This is a genomic window from Delftia sp. WSY_7 (genome assembly GCF_043104845.1).
Taxonomy (GTDB): Bacteria; Pseudomonadota; Gammaproteobacteria; order Burkholderiales; family Burkholderiaceae_C; genus Comamonas; species Comamonas tsuruhatensis.
The window spans coordinates 251,559-270,317 of the sequence record NZ_JBICLB010000040.1; the positions used below are offsets into that span (position 1 = coordinate 251,559).

8 protein-coding genes (1 of these 8 cut by a window edge) are annotated in these 18,759 nt (G+C 69.0%); 3 read left to right on the forward strand and 5 right to left on the reverse strand.

All coding sequences use genetic code 11. From position 1 onward, the window contains the following. Nucleotides 1–8,710, forward strand: the final stretch of a protein-coding gene (locus ACF8ME_RS23010; RefSeq protein WP_392418317.1) for a non-ribosomal peptide synthase/polyketide synthase. 9,857 nt of this gene lie to the left of the window's left edge; 8,710 of the gene's 18,567 nt are visible here — the last part of the coding sequence; its start codon lies beyond the left edge, outside the window; the stop codon is at nucleotides 8,708–8,710. Nucleotides 8,711–8,893: 183 nt separating this feature from the next. Next, entirely contained in the window at nucleotides 8,894–11,293 is a 2,400-nt protein-coding gene (locus ACF8ME_RS23015) for a TonB-dependent siderophore receptor (RefSeq protein WP_392418319.1), read from the forward strand. Nucleotides 11,294–11,376: 83 nt separating this feature from the next. Here ACF8ME_RS23015 and ACF8ME_RS23020 read toward each other — a convergent pair whose 3' ends face one another. From ACF8ME_RS23020 to ACF8ME_RS23040, 5 genes are all read right to left on the reverse strand, one after another. Continuing rightward, complete coding sequence (locus ACF8ME_RS23020; protein WP_279494880.1) at nucleotides 11,377–12,411, reverse strand: FecR family protein; 1,035 nt, start codon at nucleotides 12,409–12,411, stop codon at nucleotides 11,377–11,379. A gap of 12 nt (nucleotides 12,412–12,423) precedes the next feature. Beyond that, nucleotides 12,424–13,023 carry an RNA polymerase sigma factor gene (locus ACF8ME_RS23025; protein WP_046238052.1) on the reverse strand — a complete coding sequence of 200 codons (600 nt, stop codon included), beginning with the start codon at nucleotides 13,021–13,023 and terminating at the stop codon, nucleotides 12,424–12,426. Nucleotides 13,024–13,237: 214 nt separating this feature from the next. Further along, nucleotides 13,238–14,536 carry a lysine N(6)-hydroxylase/L-ornithine N(5)-oxygenase family protein gene (locus tag ACF8ME_RS23030; RefSeq protein ID WP_392418321.1) on the reverse strand — a complete coding sequence of 433 codons (1,299 nt, stop codon included), beginning with the start codon at nucleotides 14,534–14,536 and terminating at the stop codon, nucleotides 13,238–13,240. A gap of 11 nt (nucleotides 14,537–14,547) precedes the next feature. Then, nucleotides 14,548–15,660: a GNAT family N-acetyltransferase gene (locus tag ACF8ME_RS23035; RefSeq protein ID WP_392418322.1), complete on the reverse strand. Its 1,113-nt coding sequence runs from the start codon at nucleotides 15,658–15,660 to the stop codon at nucleotides 14,548–14,550. Nucleotides 15,661–15,818: 158 nt separating this feature from the next. Beyond that, on the reverse strand, nucleotides 15,819–16,784 hold the full coding sequence (locus ACF8ME_RS23040; RefSeq protein ID WP_392418324.1) for an alpha/beta hydrolase: 966 nt from the start codon (nucleotides 16,782–16,784) through the stop codon (nucleotides 15,819–15,821). A 245-nt stretch (nucleotides 16,785–17,029) separates the two neighbouring features. Between ACF8ME_RS23040 and ACF8ME_RS23045 the strand changes: the two genes are divergently transcribed. After that, the gene (locus ACF8ME_RS23045) at nucleotides 17,030–18,745 is read left to right on the forward strand and encodes a cyclic peptide export ABC transporter (protein WP_392418325.1); all 1,716 of its coding nucleotides are present in this window, start codon (nucleotides 17,030–17,032) and stop codon (nucleotides 18,743–18,745) included. Nucleotides 18,746–18,759: the final 14 nt, after the last annotated feature.

The window sequence follows — 18,759 nt, forward strand, 5'->3', positions numbered from 1 at the left end:
GCCGCCCAACGGCATCCCCGAAGGCTGCACGGCCATCACGCCCGCCATGCTGACGCTGGTGGCACTGGACGCGCAGGAGATCGCACGGGTCGAGGACGCCGTGCCCGGTGGCGCGGCCAACATCCAGGACATCTATCCGCTGGCGCCATTGCAGGAAGGCATTCTGTTCCACCACACGCTGCACCCGCAGGGCGACGCCTATGCCACGCCCACGCTGCTGGGCTTCGACACGCGCGAGCGGCTGCTGGGCTTTGTGCAACGGCTCAACCGGGTCATCGCACGCCACGACATCCTGCGCACGGCCGTGCTGTGGGAGGGGTTGGCCGAGCCCGTGCAGGTGGTCTGCCGGCAGGCGCAGGTGCTGCTCGACTGGCTGGAGGAGAGCGAAGGTGAAGGGGAAGGAACGGATGTGGCCAGCCGGCTGCAGGCCGTGCTGGACCCGCGCGTGCAGCGCATCGATGTGCGCCGTGCACCCATGATCCGCGCCGTGGCGGCGCAGGATGCGCGCAATGGACGCTGGCTGCTGCAGCTGCTGACGCACCACCTGGTGCTGGACCACACGACGCTGGAGCGCATCGTCGAGGAGATCGCGCTGATGGCCCAGGGCCGCGAGGCGGAGCTGCCCAGGCCCTTGCCGTTCAGGCGCTTCGTGGCCCAGGCGCGCCTGGGCGTGAGCACCAGCGAGCATGAGGACTTTTTCCGCGCCATGCTCGGCGATGTGGATGAACCTACGGCGCCGTTTGGCCTGCTGGATGTGCAGGGCGACGGCAGCGCGGTGGAGGAGGCCAGGCTTGCGCTGGATGCACCGCTGTCGCGCGAGCTGCGCCGGCAGGCGCAGCGCCATGGGGTGAGTGCAGCCAGCCTGTTCCACCTGGCCTGGGCGCTGGTGCTGGGCAGGACCACGGGCAAGGACGACGTGGTGTTCGGCACCGTGCTCTTTGGCCGCATGCAGGGCGGGGAGGGCGCGCACAGCGCGCTGGGCATGTTCATCAACACGCTGCCGCTGCGCATACGGTTGGGCGGTCGGCTGGGCGGGCGCAGCGTGCAGGACTGCCTGCATGAGACGCATGCGGGGCTGACGGGGCTGATGCACCACGAGCACGCCACGCTGTCGCTGGCACAGCGCTGCAGCGCTGTGGCGGGGGGAACGCCGCTGTTCTCGGCCCTGCTCAACTACCGCTACACCGCAGCGCCGCAGGAGACGGAGGCAGCGGGCGCAGCCTCGGGCGCGTGGGAGGGCATGACGGCCCTGGGCGGACAGGAGCGCACCAACTACCCGGTGGACATGTCCATCGATGACCTGGGTCAGGGCTTTCGCCTGGTCGGGCAGGCCAGCAAGACCGTGGGCGCGCAGCGCCTGTGCGCCTACATGCTGGCCGCAGTGGAAGGCATTGTTGCGGCCCTGGCCGAAACGCCTGCGCTGCCGGCCTGCGATATCGAGCTGCTGGACCGGGACGAATGGGCGCTGCTGACGCAATGGGCGCAATCGGGGCAGTCCGGATGCAACCCGCAGAGCCGCGACGCCCAGCCCCTGGTGCACAGGCTGTTCGAGCAGCAGGCGGACGAGCAGCCCCAGGCCACGGCCCTGGTCTTTGGCGACGAATGCATCAGCTATGCGCAGCTCAACCGGCGTGCCAACCGCCTTGCGCACCGCCTGATCGCCGAGGGAGTGGGCGCGGAGGTGCGCGTGGGCATTGCGGTGGAACGCTCGGTGGAGATGGTGGTGGCCGTGCTGGCCGTGCTCAAGTCGGGCGCGGCCTATGTGCCCCTGGACCCCGGCTATCCGGCCGAGCGCCTGGCCCACATGGTCGAGGACAGCGGCATGGCCTGCCTGCTCACGCAGTCCCGCCTGGGGCTGGAGGTGGCCGGTCGCGTGAAGGCGCTGGACCTGGATGCCATCGGCGCGATGCCGGGGCCCGACCACAACCCCGGCGCCGCCGTGCATGGCGAATGCCTGGCCTATGTGATCTACACCTCGGGCTCCACCGGACGGCCCAAGGGCGTGGGCATCTCCCACCGCTGCCTGGCCGAGCAGGCGCAGCTGGCCGTCGGCTTTGCCGCGCTGTCGCCGCAGGACCGCGTGCTGCAGTTCGCCACGCTGAATTTCGATGGCTGCATCGAGCAGCTGTTCGCGCCGCTGGTGGCCGGCGCGGCCATGGTGCTGCGCGGGCCCGAACTCTGGGACAGCGCCACCTTCTACAGGGAACTCATGGCCAGGCAGATCAGCGTGGCCGATCTGACCACCGCCTACTGGCTGCTGCTGGTCCAGGATTTCGCGCGCCAGGGCCTGCGCGGGTATGGGCGGCTCAGGCAGGTGCATGTGGGCGGCGAGGCCATGCCGGGCGCCGGCCTGCAGGCCTGGCGCGATGCCGGGCTGGGCCATGTGAGGCTGCTCAATGCCTACGGCCCGACCGAGGCCACCGTCACGGCCTCCCTCTTCGACTGCACGGGCCTGGTGGAATGCGCCGGCGCGGCGCCGCAGGCGCTGCCGTCACAGGACCTTCCCATAGGCCGGCCCCTGGCGGGCCGGCACATGTGGGTGGTGGACGACCGGATGCGCCCCGTGCCCCTGGGCGTGGCCGGCGAGCTGTGCATAGGCGGGCCCCTGCTGTCGCGCGGCTACCTGAACCGGGCAGGGCTCAGCGCGGAGCGCTTTGTCGCCGACCCCTTCGGCCGCGATGGCGCAAGAATCTATCGCACGGGCGACCTGGTGCGCTGGAATGCGCAGGGCCAGCTGGAGTACCTGGGGCGGGTGGACCACCAGGTCAAGATCCGCGGCCTGCGCATCGAGCTGGGCGAGGTGCAGGCGCAACTGCTGGCGCTGGACGATGTGCGCGAGGCCGTGGTCGTGGCCGGCGAGGGACCGGCGGGCACGCGGCTGCTGGCCTATGTGTCTGCCCGCAGCGGGCGGACCCTGGACGGGCAGGAGATGCGCGAGCGCCTGGCCACGGTACTGCCCGACTACATGGTGCCGGGCGCCATCATGGTGCTGGACCAGTTGCCGCAGAACGCCAACGGCAAGCTGGACCGGCAGGCCCTGCCCGCGTTCGGCATGCCAGCCGCCAGCCAGGCGCCCGAGGGCGAACTGGAGGCGCTGCTGGCCCGTATCTGGGCCGAGGTGCTGGGCCTGGAGCGGGTGGGGCGCAGCGACAACTTCTTCGCGCTGGGGGGTGATTCCATTCTGAGCCTGCAGATCGTCTCGCGCCTGCGCCGCTTCGGCTGGAAGCTGTCGCCACGGCAGCTGTTCGAGCGGCAAAGCATTGCCGAGCTGGCGCGTGTGGCCGAGCCCGTGCAGGACGAGGCCGTGGAGCAGGAGACCCCGGTCCAGGGGAGCGTTCCCCTGCTGCCCATTCAGGCGGAGTTCTTCGAAACGGACGTGCCGCAGCGATCCCACTGGAACCAGGCCCTGCTGCTGCGCAGCACGCAGCCGCTGCAGCCTGCGCCGCTGCGCCAGGCCCTGGCCGATTTGCTGGCCCGGCACGACAGCCTGCGCCTGCGCTTTCGCCCCACGGCGCAGGGCGCCTGGGAGCAGGCCTACGCAAGCCCGTCCGAGGCCGACCTGCAGGCACTGCTGTGGGTGCGCCAGGCACGGGATGCCGGCGCGATCGAGGCCTTGTGCGAACAGGCGCAGCGCAGCCTGGACATCGTCCACGGGCCGCTGCTGCGCGGGCTGTGCATCGAGGTGGGCGACGGCAGCTGGCGCCTGCTGCTGGTGGCCCACCATCTGGTCGTCGATGGGGTCTCCTGGCGCATCCTGCTCGAAGACCTGCGTTCGGCCTATGCCAGCCGGCTGCAGGGCCTGGAGCCCGCCAGGGTCCACAAGACTGCCAGCTACCAGCGCTGGTCGCAGGCGCTGCAGGCCCATGCCGCGCAATGCGGCGGCGAGCTGGCCTTCTGGCAGGCGCTGGCCCAGGTGCCGGCCGTCCTGCCCTGTGCCCGCCCCGGGGGGGCCAACACCCTGGCATGGCAGTCCAGCGTCGAGCTGCGGCTGGACCGCGAGCGCACCGAGGCCCTGATCAGCCGCGTGCCAGCGGCCTACAGGACGCAGATCAACGACATCCTGCTGGCCGCCCTGGGGCGCGCCCTGTGCGCGTGGAGAGGGCAGCAGCGCATCCTCGTGGACCTGGAGGGCCATGGCCGCGAGGAGCTGTCGGCCGGCGTGGACGTCTCGCGCACCGTGGGCTGGTTCACCAGCGTGTTCCCGGTGGCGCTCGATGCGGGCACAGGCCCGGGCGACGCGCTCAAGCGCGTCAAGCAAAGCCTGCGCGAAGTGCCGCTGCACGGCCTGGGCCATGGCGTGCTCAAGTACCTGGGCACGGCGCAGCAAAGGCAGGCCATGCGGGCCTTGCCCCAGGCCAGCCTGGTCTTCAACTACCTGGGGCAGTTCGATGCAAGCTTTGACAGCGCGGCCCAATGGCTGCCGGCTGCCGAGGGCAGCGGCATGCCGGCCGACGCCTCGGCGCCGCTGTCGCACGAGTTCACCATCAATGGCCGCGTGTACGACGGCGAGCTGGTGATGACGGCCGCCTTCAGCACGGCGCGCCACGACACGGCCGATGTGCAGGCCTGGATGGGGCGCTACCGGCAGGAGCTGGAAGGGCTGATCGACCACTGCCTGAGCGGCGCGCAGGGGGTGACGCCCTCGGACTTCCCGCTGGCCCGGGTCACGCAGGCGCAGCTGGACGGCCTGGACCTGCCTGCGGGCAATCTGGCGGACCTCTATCCGCTGTCTCCCATGCAGTCGGGCATGCTGTTCCACAGCCTGTCCGATCCCTCGGGGCTGTCCTATGTCACCCAGCTGCGCATCGACGCGCATGGCCTGGATGCCGCGCGCTTCCGAAAGGCCTGGCAGGCGGTGCTGGACCGCCATGCCGTGCTGCGCAGCGGCTTCCTGGCCGATGCGTCCCTGCCGCTGCAATGGGTGGCCAGGCAGGTCCTGCTGGACATCACCGAGCATGACTGCCGGCACAGCGAGGATGTGGCGGGGGCCCTGGATGCCCTGGCCGCCGGGCAGTTCGCGGCCTTCGACCTCAGCAAGCCGCCGCTGATGCGGCTGGCCCTGGTCCGCGTGTCCGATGGCAGCCACCACTGCATCTGGACCGCCCACCACCTGCTCACGGACGGATGGAGTTCATCGAGCCTGCTGGGCGAGGTGCTGCGCGACTACAAGGGCATTGCCGTGGAGCCCGTGGACACCAGCTACCGCGACTACATCGCATGGCTGCAAGGCCTGGACCACGGGGCCAGCGAGGCCTACTGGAGGCGCCTGGTGCAGCCGCTGCACGAGCCCACCTTGCTGGTGGATGCGCTTGCCCGGCCTGCTGTCCGGCCTGGTGCCTTGCCTGCAGCCCGGCAGGGGCACCACGAGGCCGGCGCCGCGCTGGATGCCGGTGCCACGCAGCAGCTGGTGGAGTTTGCCCAGCGCGAGCGCGTGACGGCCAACACCCTGGTGCAGGCCGCATGGTCGCTGGTGCTGGCGCGGTACACGGGCCAGGCCACGGTGGCCTTCGGGGCCACGGTGGCAGGCCGCCCGCCCGAGCTGGCCGGCGTGGAAAGAATGCAGGGGCTGTTCATCAACACCTTGCCGGTGGTCGTGGCCTGCGACGGCGCGCTGGAGCTGGGCCCCTGGCTGCGCACGCTGCAGGCTCAGAACCTGGCCTCGCGCGAGCATGAGCAGACGTCGCTTTCGGACATCCAGCGCTGGGCGGGCAAGGGCCAGCGCGGCCTGTTCGACAGCATCCTGGTGTTCGAGAACTACCCCATGGATGCGGTGCTGTCCGCGCACGACGACCCGCATCTGCGGTTTGCGGTGACGCATGCCATCGACGTGACCTCCTATCCCATGGACCTGGAGGTGCGGCTGGGCGATGTGCTGTCGCTCAAGATGATCTACCAGCGGAGCAGCTTCGGCGATGACGCCGTGCAGGCCCTGCTGCGGCAACTGGTGCAGGTGCTGGCGTCCATGGCGGGCGAGGGCGTGCACTGCCTGCGGGACATCGCCTTGCTGCCCGAGCCCGGACGCGATGGGCCGGCGGGCACAGGCACGGGCACGGGCACGGATGCCTGCCGCCCGCCGTTCCTGCCCGTGCATGCCGGCATGGCGCTGCAGGCGCGCCGGGACCCGGGTGCGGTGGCGCTGCTCATGGGCGAGCAGACCATCAGCCATGGCGAGCTGCAGGCGCGCAGCAACCATTTCGCCAACCGCCTGGTGCAGTCCGGCGTGGGGCGCGGCGCCATCGTCGGCATCGCCATGGAGCGTTCGCTGGAAATGGTGATCTGCCTGCTGTCCGTGCTCAAGGCGGGAGCGGCCTACCTGCCCCTGGACCCGGCGTCGCCCGCCGAACGCCAGAGGTTCATGCTGGCAGACAGCGGTGCATCCCACCTGATCGCCCACAGGGCGGCGCTGCACAAGCTGGGCACGCCGGCCGTGGCCCATCTGGTGGTGGCCGAGGAGGTGGACTTCACCCAGGCCTGCAACGCGGCGCCGGCCCATGCCGTGCATGAGCGCGACCTGGCCTATGTGATCTACACCTCGGGCTCGACCGGGCAGCCCAAGGGCGTCGTTGTCGAGCACGGGCCGCTGTCCATGCACTGCGCGGCCACGGCCGGGATCTACGGCATGCGGGCGAACTCGCGCGAGCTGCATTTCATGTCCTTCTCCTTCGACGGCGCCCACGAGCGCTGGCTGACGGCGCTGAGCATCGGCGCCGGCCTGGTGCTGCGCGAGCCGCAGATGTGGACGGCGGAGCAGGCCTGCGAGGCCCTGCGCCACCATGGCATCTCCAATGCCGCGTTCCCTCCGGCCTATCTGGCGCAGATCGCGGACTGGGCCGCAGAGCAGTCGCAGGAGCCGCCGCCGGTGGAGTTGTATGTCTTCGGTGGCGAGGCCATGCCCAAGGCCGCCTACGACAAGGTGCGCCAGAGCCTGCGCCCGCGCCTGCTCATCAACGGCTACGGCCCCACCGAGACGGTGGTGACGCCGCTGATCTGGAAGGCCGAGGCCAGCGAGACCTTCGACTGCGCCTACGCCCCCATTGGCCGGCCGGTGGGCGAGCGCACGGTGCACATCCTGGATGCCGACCTGCACCGGGTGCCGCACGGCGTCGTGGGCGAGCTGTACATCGGCGGCTACGGCCTGGCGCGCGGCTATCTGTCGCGCCACGGCCTGACGGCCGAGCGCTTCGTCGCCGACCCCTTCGACGACGGTGGCGGCCGCCTGTACCGCACGGGGGACCTGGTGCGCGAGATGCCGGACGGCAACATCGAGTACATCGGCCGGGCCGACCACCAGGTCAAGATCCGGGGCTTCCGCATCGAGCTGGGCGAGGTCGAGAAGGCCGTCCGGGCCGTGCCCGGCGTGGTCGATGCCGCCGTGCTGGTCCAGGATGCCGGTACAGGCAAGCAGCTGGTGGCCTATGTGGTGGGGGAGGAGGGCACCGCCGCGCAGACCCTGGTCCAGCGCATCCGCCAGCAGACAGGCGAGCACCTGCCCGACTACATGCTGCCGGCCCATACGCTGGTCCTGCCCGCCTTGCCAAGACTGGTCAGCGGCAAGCTTGACCGTGGTGCGCTGCCGCTGCCGCAGGCAGATGCCGGGCGGGTTCACGTGCCACCGTCCACAGCGTCGGCCATGGCGCTGGCCCGCATCTGGCAGGAGGTGCTTGGCGTGGAACGCGTGGGCGAGACCGACAACTTCTTCGAACTGGGCGGGGACTCCCTGCTCAGCCTCAGGATGCACGCCAAGGTGCGCAAGCTGGGCGATCCGCAGCTGGACTTCAAGCTGCGCGACCTGCTGCAGCGGCCGACCATTGCCGGCCTGCTGGAGCTTCGCTCAGCCGGCGCCGGTGGAGCTGGGGGAGCTGGAGGAGTCGTGGCGCTCAACGCCGTGTGCGAGGCTGCACCACCGCTGTTCTGCGTGCATGCCGGGTTCGGCACGGTGTTTGACTACCAGCCGCTGGCACGGGCCTTGCAGGACCGGCGCACCGTCCACGCCATACCCTGCCGCAGCCTGGGCGATCCCGGCTACCGCGACCGCTCGCTGGAGCAGATGGCCGACGACTACTGCGCGATGGTGAGGCAGGTACAGCCCGCCGGCCCCTACCACCTGCTCGGCTGGTCCCTGGGCGGCAGCCTGGCGGCCCTGATCGCGGCCCGGCTCGAAGGCCAAGGGCAGACGGTGGGTTTCCTGGGACTGGTGGACCCGTTCGTGCCTGCTGGCGATGCGGCCGGGTCCGCGTCGTGGTGGGATGACTTCCGGCTCTTCGTCTCGCAGATGCTGCCCTTGGCGCGCATCGAGGACCTTGCGGACATCGATGCATCGGTGCCGCCCCGCGCCGATCTGCTGGCTGCCGCGCTGGGCCGCGAAGCTGCAAGGCAGGGACCGGGGGGACCGAGCGGCCATGCCTGCATGGACGGCGCCGACCTGGCCCAGGCCTTTCTGACCACCCTGCACCTGAAGCACCTGGCGCTGCAGGCGCAGGCCCTGGCGCCCGTGCAAGCGGCGGCAAGCCTTTGGTGGAGCGATGAAACCGCGGCCGGGCACCGGCTGCGGCTCGCGCACCAGCTGCGCCAGGAGGGGGCCGAGGGGGTCGAAAGGGCCGAAAGGGCAGAGGGCGCGGTGATCCGCGCCGACCACTACGCCATCATGAGGAACGAGGGGCTGACGGCCGAAATCCTCGACGCCTTGGCGCTGGAGTACGCGCTGGACTGAGGGGCAACGGCGGCCGGGGTGCCTCCCGGCCCGCCCCGTCCCGGGTCTTTTTCGTGAAAACCGGGTTACACCTTGTCTCCATTTTTGCGCGCAGAACGTCTTTGGAATGCACAACAACCCGGGCGGAGGTCCGTGTCCGGTTGGTAACCAGTCTCATTCAATGCCTTTGGAAATTCTTCAGCCATGCGTTCCTTGCCCCGTCAACATCTGCTGAGCCTGGCCCTTGCCACGGCCTTTGGTTCCGTCTCGTTCTGGAGCACCGGGGCGGTGGCCCAGGCCACAGGGCAGGAGGCTGCCCAAGTGTTCGATATCCATGTACCGTCCCAGGCCCTGGCTTCGGCCATCAACGAGCTGTCCCGCCAGACGGGAACCCAGATGTTTGCCGCAGGCGACCTGGTTGCCGGGCTCAGTTCCCGCGCCGTCAACGGCCGCCTGACATCGGAGCAGGCCTTGCGGGAGCTGCTGGCCGGCACGTCCCTGGAAGCCATCAGGACGAACAACGGAGGCTTCGCCATCCGCCGTCCCGCGGTCTCCGGCGCGACCTTGCCGACCATCAACGTCACGGACAGCGAAACCGCAGCCGGCCCCGTGCAGGGCTATGTCGCCCGGCGCAGCTCAACGGGCACGAAGACCGATACGCCCATCCTGGAGACACCGCAGTCCATCACGGTCATCGGTGCCCAGGAGATCGAGACGCTGAAGTCGCAAAGCCTGCAGGATGCGCTGGGCTACGCCGCCGGCGTCACCCGCGCCGAGGGCCTGGACCGTACCTCGGACAGCCTGTACCTGCGCGGGTTCCGCACCACGGGCATGTACCGGGACGGCAGCCTGTTCACGGCCAACATCTACGACGGACGGCAGGAGCCCTACGGCCTGGAGCGCATCGAGCTGCTCAAGGGCGCCTCTTCGGTGATCTTTGGCTCGGTCTCCCCGGGCGGCGTGGTCAACACCGTGAGCAAGCGGCCCACCACGGAAAAAATCCGGGAATTGAACATCGACGCCGGAAGCTTCGGGCGCAGGCAGGTCTCGGGTGATTTTGCGGGCGCCCTGGACGACGAGGGCAAATGGTCCTACCGGCTGGTGGCGCTCAAGCGCGACAGCGACAGCTTCATCGACCATGTGCCCGATGACAGAACCTATATCGCCCCGTCGCTCAAATGGCAGCCCGATGCGAACACCTCGCTGACACTGTTGGCCGAGGTCCAGAAGGACCGCACCGCCTACGTCTACGGACTGCCCGCCTACGGCACGCTGCTGCCCAACATCAATGGACAGATTCCCCGCAACCGCTTCATCGGAGAGGCGGGACGGGACAAATTCGATCTGGACCGCTACTCCATCGGCTATCTCTTCGAACATGCCTTTTCCGAGAAACTCAAGCTCAGGAACAGCATGCGCTACTACAACGCAAAGAGCAGCTACTTCAGCACGGACGGCTGGGGCCTGTCCGCCGACCAGCGCTCGGTGGTGGAGCGCTACTTCCAGCCGCGCTGGGACCGTTCGTCGGCCTTCGTGACCGATACCTCGCTGCAGTACCAGCTGGACCAGGGCCGCGTCAAGCACACCATGCTGGTGGGCTTCGACTACGCCCTGCCAAAGCACGAGACCGAGCGCTATGAACAGCAGGCCGCCGACCTCGATGTCTTCAACCCGGTCTATGGCAAGCCGGTAGGGCCTGTCTCCCCCTACTACCGCTCGTCCTGGAAGAACGACTACAAGCGCCTCGGCATCTATGCGCAGGACCAGATCAAGATCGATGACAAGTGGGTGGTCCTGCTGGGCGGCCGCTATGACAAGGTCCGCTTCAACGAGACGAACTTCTTCACCGGGGACGTGAGCGCGGCCAATGAGAAAAGCTCGGCCTTCACGGGCCGGGTGGGCGTGGTCTATCTCGCCGCCAATGGCCTTGCCCCCTTCTTCAGCTACAGCGAGTCCTTCGAGCCCACCCAGGGCCAGGACCGCCTCGGATCGCGGTTCAAGCCGACGACGGGACAGCAGTACGAGGCCGGGGTCCGCTACCAGCCCAGCGGCTCCAGGGCCATGGTTTCGGCAGCGGTCTTCCAGCTCACCCGCCAGAACCTGCTCGTGCCCGATCCCCAGGACGCCAGCAGGGCGTTCAACATACAGGCCGGTGAAGTCCGCTCCCGCGGCTTCGAGCTGGAGGCGCGAAGCTCCATCGGCCGCAATGTGAACATCATTGCCGCCTATGCCTACACGGATGCGCGCACCACGCAGGCAAGCCCCCTGCAGCCGGACGAGCTGGGCAAGCGCTCCATCGGCGTGCCCTACAACCAGATATCGCTGTGGGGCGACTACAGCTTTGGCGACTTCGGGCTTGCCGGCCTCAAGGTGGGCATGGGCGCCAGGTACCTGGGCCAGACACGCGGCCTGGCCTATGGCGTTCCCGTCTCGCTGCCGGCGTTCACCCTGGTGGATGCCATGGTCAGCTACACCACCGGACCCTGGCGCTTCGCCCTGAACCTCACCAACCTGACCGACAAGACCTATATCGCCAGCTGCTCCTACGGCTGCTTCTACGGCGAGCCCCGCAAGGTGATCGGCACGGCCACCTATCGTTGGTAAGCGGGCATGGGCCATGGGCCATGGGCCACGGCTGGAGCGATCCGGCCGTGGCCTTTTCTTTGTCGGGGAACCGAAGGCGCCGTTCAGAGCGCCTGCAGCTGCACGCTGCCATCGGCCTGCGCGCGCACCCTCAGCGGCAGGATGGAGGGCAGCACGGCCAGCAGGCCGGCCGAGTCATTGGCGCGAAAGCGCCCCGTCAGGCGCAGCGCGGCCACGCGCGCATCGGCGGCTTCGATGGGCTGGGTGCGGTAGGCGTTGACGGTGGCCAGGGCCTCGGCCAGCGGGGTGTTCTCGAAGACCAGCCAGCCTTCGCGCCAGGCGGACAGCGTGGCGGCATCGGCCTGGCGCACGGCCTCGGGCTGGCCATTGCGGATGTCCACCACCTGGCCTGGCAGCAGGTCCAGCGTGGCCGCCGCCTCGGTCGCCGGATCCTGCGCATCCCTGCCCAGCACGCGGACCCTGACATGGCCATGCTCCACGCCCACCGTGACCGTGCCGCCACGGTCGCGCACGGTGAACACCGTACCCACGACCTCGATGCGCGCCTCGCGCGTGATGACCTCGAAGGGGCGGTCGGGGTCCGAGGCCACTTCGAATCGCGCTTCCCCGCGCGACATGGATACGCTGCGGCGCTGGCGGTAGAGCGTCACGGCAATGGCGCTCTGGGGCGCCAGCTCGATGCGGCTGGCCTGCAGCGGCGCCTTGCCGTCGGCCAGCGTGACCTTGAGCATCTGCGAGTTTCGCGTGGCATAGGCCGAGGTGTGCAGGGGCTGCTGCCAGTACCAGTAGGCGCCCCGGCCCGCCAGCGCGCCGGTGCCCAGCAGCCCTGCAATCGACAGCAGCAGCTTGCGGCGCCGGACGGTCTGGGTGGAGCGCGAGGCCCGGTCGGCCAGCAGGGCGGTTTCCTGGAACTGCTCGCGCAGGCCGCCGGACAGGCCGCCGAGCATGTTCCAGCGCAGGTGCGCCTCGCGTGCGGCGGCATCGTGACGGGCTGATTTCTCGCGCCATGCGCCCAGGGTCAGGCGTGCCTGGTGGGCCACCGGGTCGGGAGCGATTTCGCTTTGAACGATCAGCGTCAGCGCATGCTCGACCATGCGCTCGCTAGGTGCACTTGCCATGGAAAGGGGGGGTCAGGATGCGTCGTCGGTCAGTGTACTGTTGTCGAAATCCATGGCGCTGCCCAGCGCATGGTCCTCGATCAGCTCGGAGCGCAGCTGGGCCAGCACGCGCGAGCAGTCCAGCGTGGCGCGCACCATGTGCTTGGCGACGGCCATTTCGGTGATGTGCAGCTGCTCGGAGATCTCTGCCCGCGTGTAGCCGTGCGCGCGAAAGAGGATGAAGACTTCGCGCCGGCGCGGCGGCAGGCTTTCCAGCGCCTGGACGACGCGGTCCAGGATCTGGCGCTGGGCGGCCAGGGTTTCGCTGGAGGGTGCGCTGTGCTGCACCGCCATTTGCTGGCGCGTCCAGTCCTGGGAGGTCTTGCGCTTGCGCGCATCGTCTATGCACAGGTTGCGTGCCACGCGAAACAGCAGGGCGCGCGGGGATTCGATGTCGGCATCGGGCAGCGCCTCGGCCTTCTTGCCGCTGCGCAGGCCCAGGGCGTGCACATAGACCCGCTCGAAGCTCGATTGCGCGATGTCGGCCGCATAGTGCGGATCCCGGAGATCGCGCGTGAGCTGGCGGCGCAGATCGCCATAGTGAGCCACGAGTTCCTGGATCAGGTCACGCATCCGGATACCTGCCTTTCCGCAAGGGCGATGGGTTGGAACCCCTGGGTCCGTACAGAGATGGGCCTACCGGATGCCGCAACCCCGGCCAGGGCCGGGGCGGTGCAGCAGCGGGTATGGGATTCAGCGGCGCAGGTGATTCGAATTCAAATGCAAATGGTTTGCATTCAAATTATGGCATGGGAGATTCGTGCGCCATCATGCCCGGTGCGATCTTTCAGTCCTGCAGCGCCAGCTGTTCTGTGCGCGCAACATCGGGTTTTTGGGCTTGCGCTGCCAGCAGGGCGTCGCCGATTTCGCCGGTGCGCACCGAGGTGACCGACAGCAGGGTGTCGCTGAGGCCGTGGGAGCCCTCGCAGGCGCCCTGCAGGAAGATGGCGGGGCGAAAGTCCGGCGTGGTGTGCACCTGGTAGTCGCGGCTCACGGAGAAGTCGCCCAGGTAGGGGGCCAGCGGGTCCAGCAGGGTCTTGTGGTGCTCGCGCGCATAGCCGGTGGCCAGCACCACCACGTCGTAGCGCGATGCATGGTCGATGCCGCTGTTGAGGTCGCGCAGGCCCAGGTGGATGCCGTCGCTGGCAGCGCGCGCATCCTGCACCTCGTGGCGGCGCAGGAAGCGGTGGCGCGTGTCGCCGACGACCTTCTGTTCATAGAACACCTTGAAGATGCTCTCGATCAGCTCCAGGTCGGGACAGGCGTAGTTGGTGTGCCAGAACTCGCGCAGCAGAGCGCCGCGCTCGTCGTGCGGGCGGCTGTAGACATGGTCCACGAAGTCGGCGTTGAAGATTTCGTTGACGAAGGGGCTGTCGTCCGAGGGGCGGATGGAGCGGGCGCGCATGACCAGGTCGATCTCGGCCTTGGCGTAGCGGCCGTGCAGGTCCATGAAGATTTCGGCGGCGCTCTGGCCCGCGCCCACGACGGCGATGCGCAGCGGCCTGGCATGCTCGGCAATGCTGCGCAGGTAGGCGCTGGAGTGGAAGACGCGCGCATCGCCGCGCAGGGGCTTGAACTGCTCGGGAATGCTGGGCGTGCCGCCGATGCTCATGACCAGGTTCTGGCCCAGGCGCTCATGCACGTTGCCGGCCGCATCGCGCGAGCACACGCGCAGCAGCTCCACCTTGCCGTCGCGTTTTTCAGGCAGCACCTCGATGACTTCCTGCCCGTAGACGCAGCGGTCCTCGAACTTGGAGGCGGCCCAGGCCAGGTAGTCGTTGAACTCGTGGCGGCTGGGAAAGAAGGTCTTGAGGTTGATGAAGTCCTGCAGCCGGCCCTTCTCGTGCAGGTAGTTGATGAAGGTGAAGCGGCTGGTGGGATTGCGCAGCGTGGCCAGGTCCTTGAGGAAGGACACCTGCATGTGGGCCTGCTCCAGCAGCATGTCCTTGTGCCAGGCGAAGCGCGGCTGCTTTTCGATGAAGACGGGGTGCATGGCCCGCGCGGTGGTTTCGCGCTCCTTGAGGGCGATGGCCAGGGCAATGTTGGAGGGGCCGAAGCCGATGCCGATCAGCGGGTGGGTTTGCATGGAAGGTCCTTTCATTGGGTCGATGCGTCCAGTGCGTCCGGCGCGGCTGCGTCGGTCTGCGGTATCCACAAGGCGTCTGCGAAAAAGCGTTCCCTGAGCAGCACTCCCAGCACGGCGCGCTTGTGCGGGAAGTCGAATTCCTTGACCAGCGCATAGCCGCAGCGCGGCAGGCTTTTGCGCATCTTGCGGTTGTCGGCGCGCGGCTCCACGACGATGCGCTGCGTGCGGCAGTCGTCCAGAAAGAGGTAGTGCGACAGCGAGGGCAGCCAGGCCGTCAGGTAGGGTCTGCCGCGAAACGGTGCCTCCCCCACCAGCGCATGCCAGCCCCGGTCATGGTCGCCCGCGTCATAGAAGGGGGCGATGCGGTCTTCCTTGGCCCAGTAGGCCTCGAAGTAGCCGAAGGGCTCGCCGTCGAAGCAGCCGATGAGGCCGAGCGCATGCGGGTCGCCGGCCATGCGTTGCAGATAGGCGCGATGGTGGGCAAGGTCGCCGCTTTCCTCCCAGAAATGCGCGACGACCGGGTCGTTCATCCAGCGGTGGATGAGGGGCAGGTCGGCCTCGGGCTCCACGGTGCGAAAGCTCAGCGTGCGGCCCAGCCAGGGGATGAAGCGGCGGTAGACCTCGCCGCGCGGCTTGTGCAGGCGCACGGGGTGGCGCCGGCCTTCGCTGATCGTGTAGTGCAGCGCATAGGGTGGGCGCGGGCGGGGCAGCCACAGGGGCTGCTGCCAGAGCACGTCTCTTGCCACGCGCGCAGCCTGGCCCGGCTGCACCGTGGCGATGCTGTCGCGCAGGCCCGGTGGCAGGCGGGGCAGGGACAGCTCGATTTCCCGGGCATCCGGGTGCAGGCCGAAACCGGCCTGCAGCGCGGCCAGCAGTTCATCGGCTTCGGGCATGCCCGAGCAGGGCCCCATCCATTGCAGCCGCAGCAGGCCTGGCGCGGCCGCGGGTGACAGGTTCCAGAGACTGTGCTTGCCGGGCCTGCCGGCATCCACGGACCCCGAACGCTCCAGGCGCAGCCGCTGTCCGTCGCCGAAGACGCTGATCGTCTCGGCGCCTGCATGGGCGAGGTAGCTGGCGCCGGAGGCGTCCGGTGACGGTGTAGCGGTGGCTTCGACTGGACGCACGTGGACTCTTTCAGATGGAGTGCCCCGCGTGCAGGACACGGGTCGGGGCTCGGGCAAGGGCACAAGGGGCGCAAGGGGCACAAGGGACACAAGGGACACAAGGCAGCCTCATGACCGGGATGACGCGCAGGCGCGGCAAATGTTCATGCCAGGGCCGTTCATGCCAGGGCCGGGATCCGGGCCGCCTGGAAGGCATGGGCCAGTGCCTTGCAGAGCCGGTCGCGCAGCACCTCGGTCTCTTCGGTGAGGGCGCCCAGCCGCGCAAAGTCATGGACCATGCCGGCGTAGATCTGCAGGTCCACGGCCACGCCGGCGGCCTGCAGCCGCTCGGCATAGCGCTTTCCTTCGTCGATCAGCGGGTCGTACTCGGCCAGCACCATCAGCGTGGGGGCCAGCCGGCCCAGGTCGGATGCCTGCAGCGGGGCAAAGCGCCAGTCCTGCCGGTCCGCATCGCTGCGCAGGTATTGGCCGAACATCCAGGCCAGGGTGTCACCTTCCAGCAGATGGCCGGTGGCCAGGCGCGCATGCGAGTCACTGTCCTGCTGCGCTGCCGTGCAGGGGTAGAGCAGCAACTGCAGCAAGGGCTGGGGCATGCCCGCGTCGCGCGCGGCGATGCACAGGGCCGTGGCCAGCGTGCCCCCGACGCTGTCGCCGCCAATGGCCAGGCGCCGCGCGTCCAGGCCATGGCGGCCGCCGTGCTCCAGCAGCCAGGCCAGGGCGTCCTGAGCGTCGAGGAAGGCGGTGGGAAAGCGGTGCTCTGGCGCCAGCCGGTAGTCGATGGCCAGCACATTGCAGGGCGTGCCCAGCGCCAGGCTGCAGCACAGGCTGTCATGGGATTCGAGGCCGCCCAGCACATAGCCGCCGCCGTGAAGGAACAGCAGGCAGGGCGCGGCTGTGTGTCCAGGGGCTGCGCGGTAGAGCCGGGCACGGATACGCGCGCCGTCGCGCGTGGGCAGCTCCAGGTCCTCGGTGGGCAGATCGTCGCCCGGCAGGTCCAGCGCCAGCGTGGCGTTGTCGTAGGCGGTGCGCGCCTGCGCTGCCGTCATCTGGCTCATGCGCGGGCGGCTGGATGCCTGGGCGTTGGCGAGTTTGAGAAATGCTTGCAGGTCGGGGTGGAGAGCCATGGCGTCCTTCGGGTGTGCGGCAGACAAGGCAGGGCGGGCCGGTGCAGGGCATGGCGCCCGCGCTGCCCCTTCCCCGTGATGACGCTGGGCGGCGGAATTTGTTCATCGCCTGGGCGGTGAACATTTTTGGCGCACGCACGTCTTGCAGGGAGTAGGGAGCGCTCGCCGTGCGCCGCGCTCCAGGAAACGCCGGGCCTCGCCGGCATTGCAAGGTCATGCGCCCATGGGCGCCAGAGGAATCCCTTATGGAAAACGCCAGCCGACCGCCCTCCGAGGTACTGCGCCTGCTCAGGCCCTTCCTGCCGTGGATGGCGCTGTCCGTGGTCACGGGCATTTGCGCGGGTGGGGCCACGGTGGCGCTGCTGGCGACCATCAACCAGGTGCTCAACCGCCCAGGCGGATTGGCCGGCGGGCTGCTGCTGACCTTCATCGCCCTGTGCGCCACCGTGCTGGTGTGCCGGGCCGCGTCCGACACGTCGGGCAATTTCGTGGGGCAGCGCCTGGTGGCCCGGCTGCGCAAGGAGCTGGCCAGCAAGATCCTGGCCGCGCCCATCGACGCGCTGGAGCGCTACCGCACGCACCGCCTCATGCCCGTGCTCACGCAGGATGTGGACATGATCAGCGACGTGGCCTTCGTGCTGGCCTCCAACGTGATCGCCCTGGCCATTGCGCTGGGCTGCCTGGCCTATCTGGCCCTGCTGTCGCCGCCGCTGTTTGCCATGCTGGTGGTGGCGCTGGTGCTGGGCGTGAGCCTGCAGGCGCTGGCGCAGTCACGCGGCGTGGCGGGGTTCTGGAAGGCGCGCGATCACGAGGAAGTGCTGCACAAGGCCTACCGCGCCATCAGCGAAGGCGCCAAGGAGCTGCGCATGCACCGCGCGCGCCGGGGCCGCATCTTCGACGGGCAGATCGGCGGCACGGTGGATGCCATCCGCCGCATCAACAGCCGCGCCATCAACACCTATGTGCTGGCCTCGGCCTTCGGCTCGGCGCTGTTCTTTCTGTTGATCGCCCTCATCCTGGGCTGGGCCGCGCTGCGCACCACCGAGCCCGTGGTGCTCAGCGGCTTCGTGCTGGTGCTGCTGTTCCTCAAGGGCCCCATGGACCAGATCGCGGGCGCGCTGCCCAACCTGGGCCGTGCCAAGGTGGCGCTGCAGCGCATTGCCGACCTGTCGGCGCGCTTTGCCAGCCCCGAGCCGCACCTGCACCTGGACAGTCCGCCCGACGAGGTCCGCCTGGACCACGGCCTGGAGCTGCGGGGCGTGCGCTATGCCTTCGATGCGCCCGAAGGCGGCAAGGCCTTCGAGATCGGTCCCATCGACCTGAAGCTGGACAAGGGCGAACTGGTCTTTGTGGTGGGCGACAACGGCTCGGGCAAGACCACGCTGATCAAGCTGCTGCTGGGCCTGTATGCGCCCCAGCAGGGCGAGATCCTGCATGACGGCCAGCCCGTCACGGCACAGACGCGCGATGACTACCGCCAGCTGTTCACCACGGTGTTCTCGGACTTCTACCTGTTCGAGGACCTGGTGGCCGGTGGCGAGGAAGGCCAGGCCGCCGCGCTGCCCGAGGCCGCGCTGCCCTACCTGCAGCGGCTGGAGATCGCCCACAAGGTCAGCGTGCGCAACGGCAGCTTCAGCACCATCGACCTGTCCACCGGGCAGCGAAAACGGCTGGCCCTGGTCCACGCCTATCTGGAGGGCCGGCCCGTGCTGGTCTTCGACGAATGGGCGGCCGACCAGGATCCGAGCTTCCGCCACCTGTTCTACACCGAGCTGCTGCCCGAGCTGCGCGCCAGGGGCCACCTGCTGGTGGTCATCTCCCATGACGATCGCTACTTCCACCTGGCCGACCGCATCGTGCGCATGGAGGCCGGCCGCATGGTCCTGCCGCAAGACGGGGCGCAGCCGGTGGCGGCTGCATCGGCCAGTCCCGCCAGTCAAGGCGTGCTGGCCGACATCTGAATTCCTGCTGAATC

Bases quoted from the DNA above. Each gene is read 5' to 3' on its own strand.
- ACF8ME_RS23045 (WP_392418325.1), top strand. From the start codon at position 17,030: ATGGAAAACGCCAGCCGACCGCCCTCCGAGGTACTGCGCCTGCTCAGG.
- ACF8ME_RS23025 (WP_046238052.1), bottom strand. From the start codon at position 13,023: ATGCGTGACCTGATCCAGGAACTCGTGGCTCACTATGGCGATCTGCGC.
- ACF8ME_RS23015 (WP_392418319.1), top strand. From the start codon at position 8,894: ATGCGTTCCTTGCCCCGTCAACATCTGCTGAGCCTGGCCCTTGCCACG.
- ACF8ME_RS23030 (WP_392418321.1), bottom strand. From the start codon at position 14,536: ATGCAAACCCACCCGCTGATCGGCATCGGCTTCGGCCCCTCCAACATT.
- ACF8ME_RS23020 (WP_279494880.1), bottom strand. From the start codon at position 12,411: ATGGCAAGTGCACCTAGCGAGCGCATGGTCGAGCATGCGCTGACGCTG.
- ACF8ME_RS23040 (WP_392418324.1), bottom strand. From the start codon at position 16,784: ATGGCTCTCCACCCCGACCTGCAAGCATTTCTCAAACTCGCCAACGCC.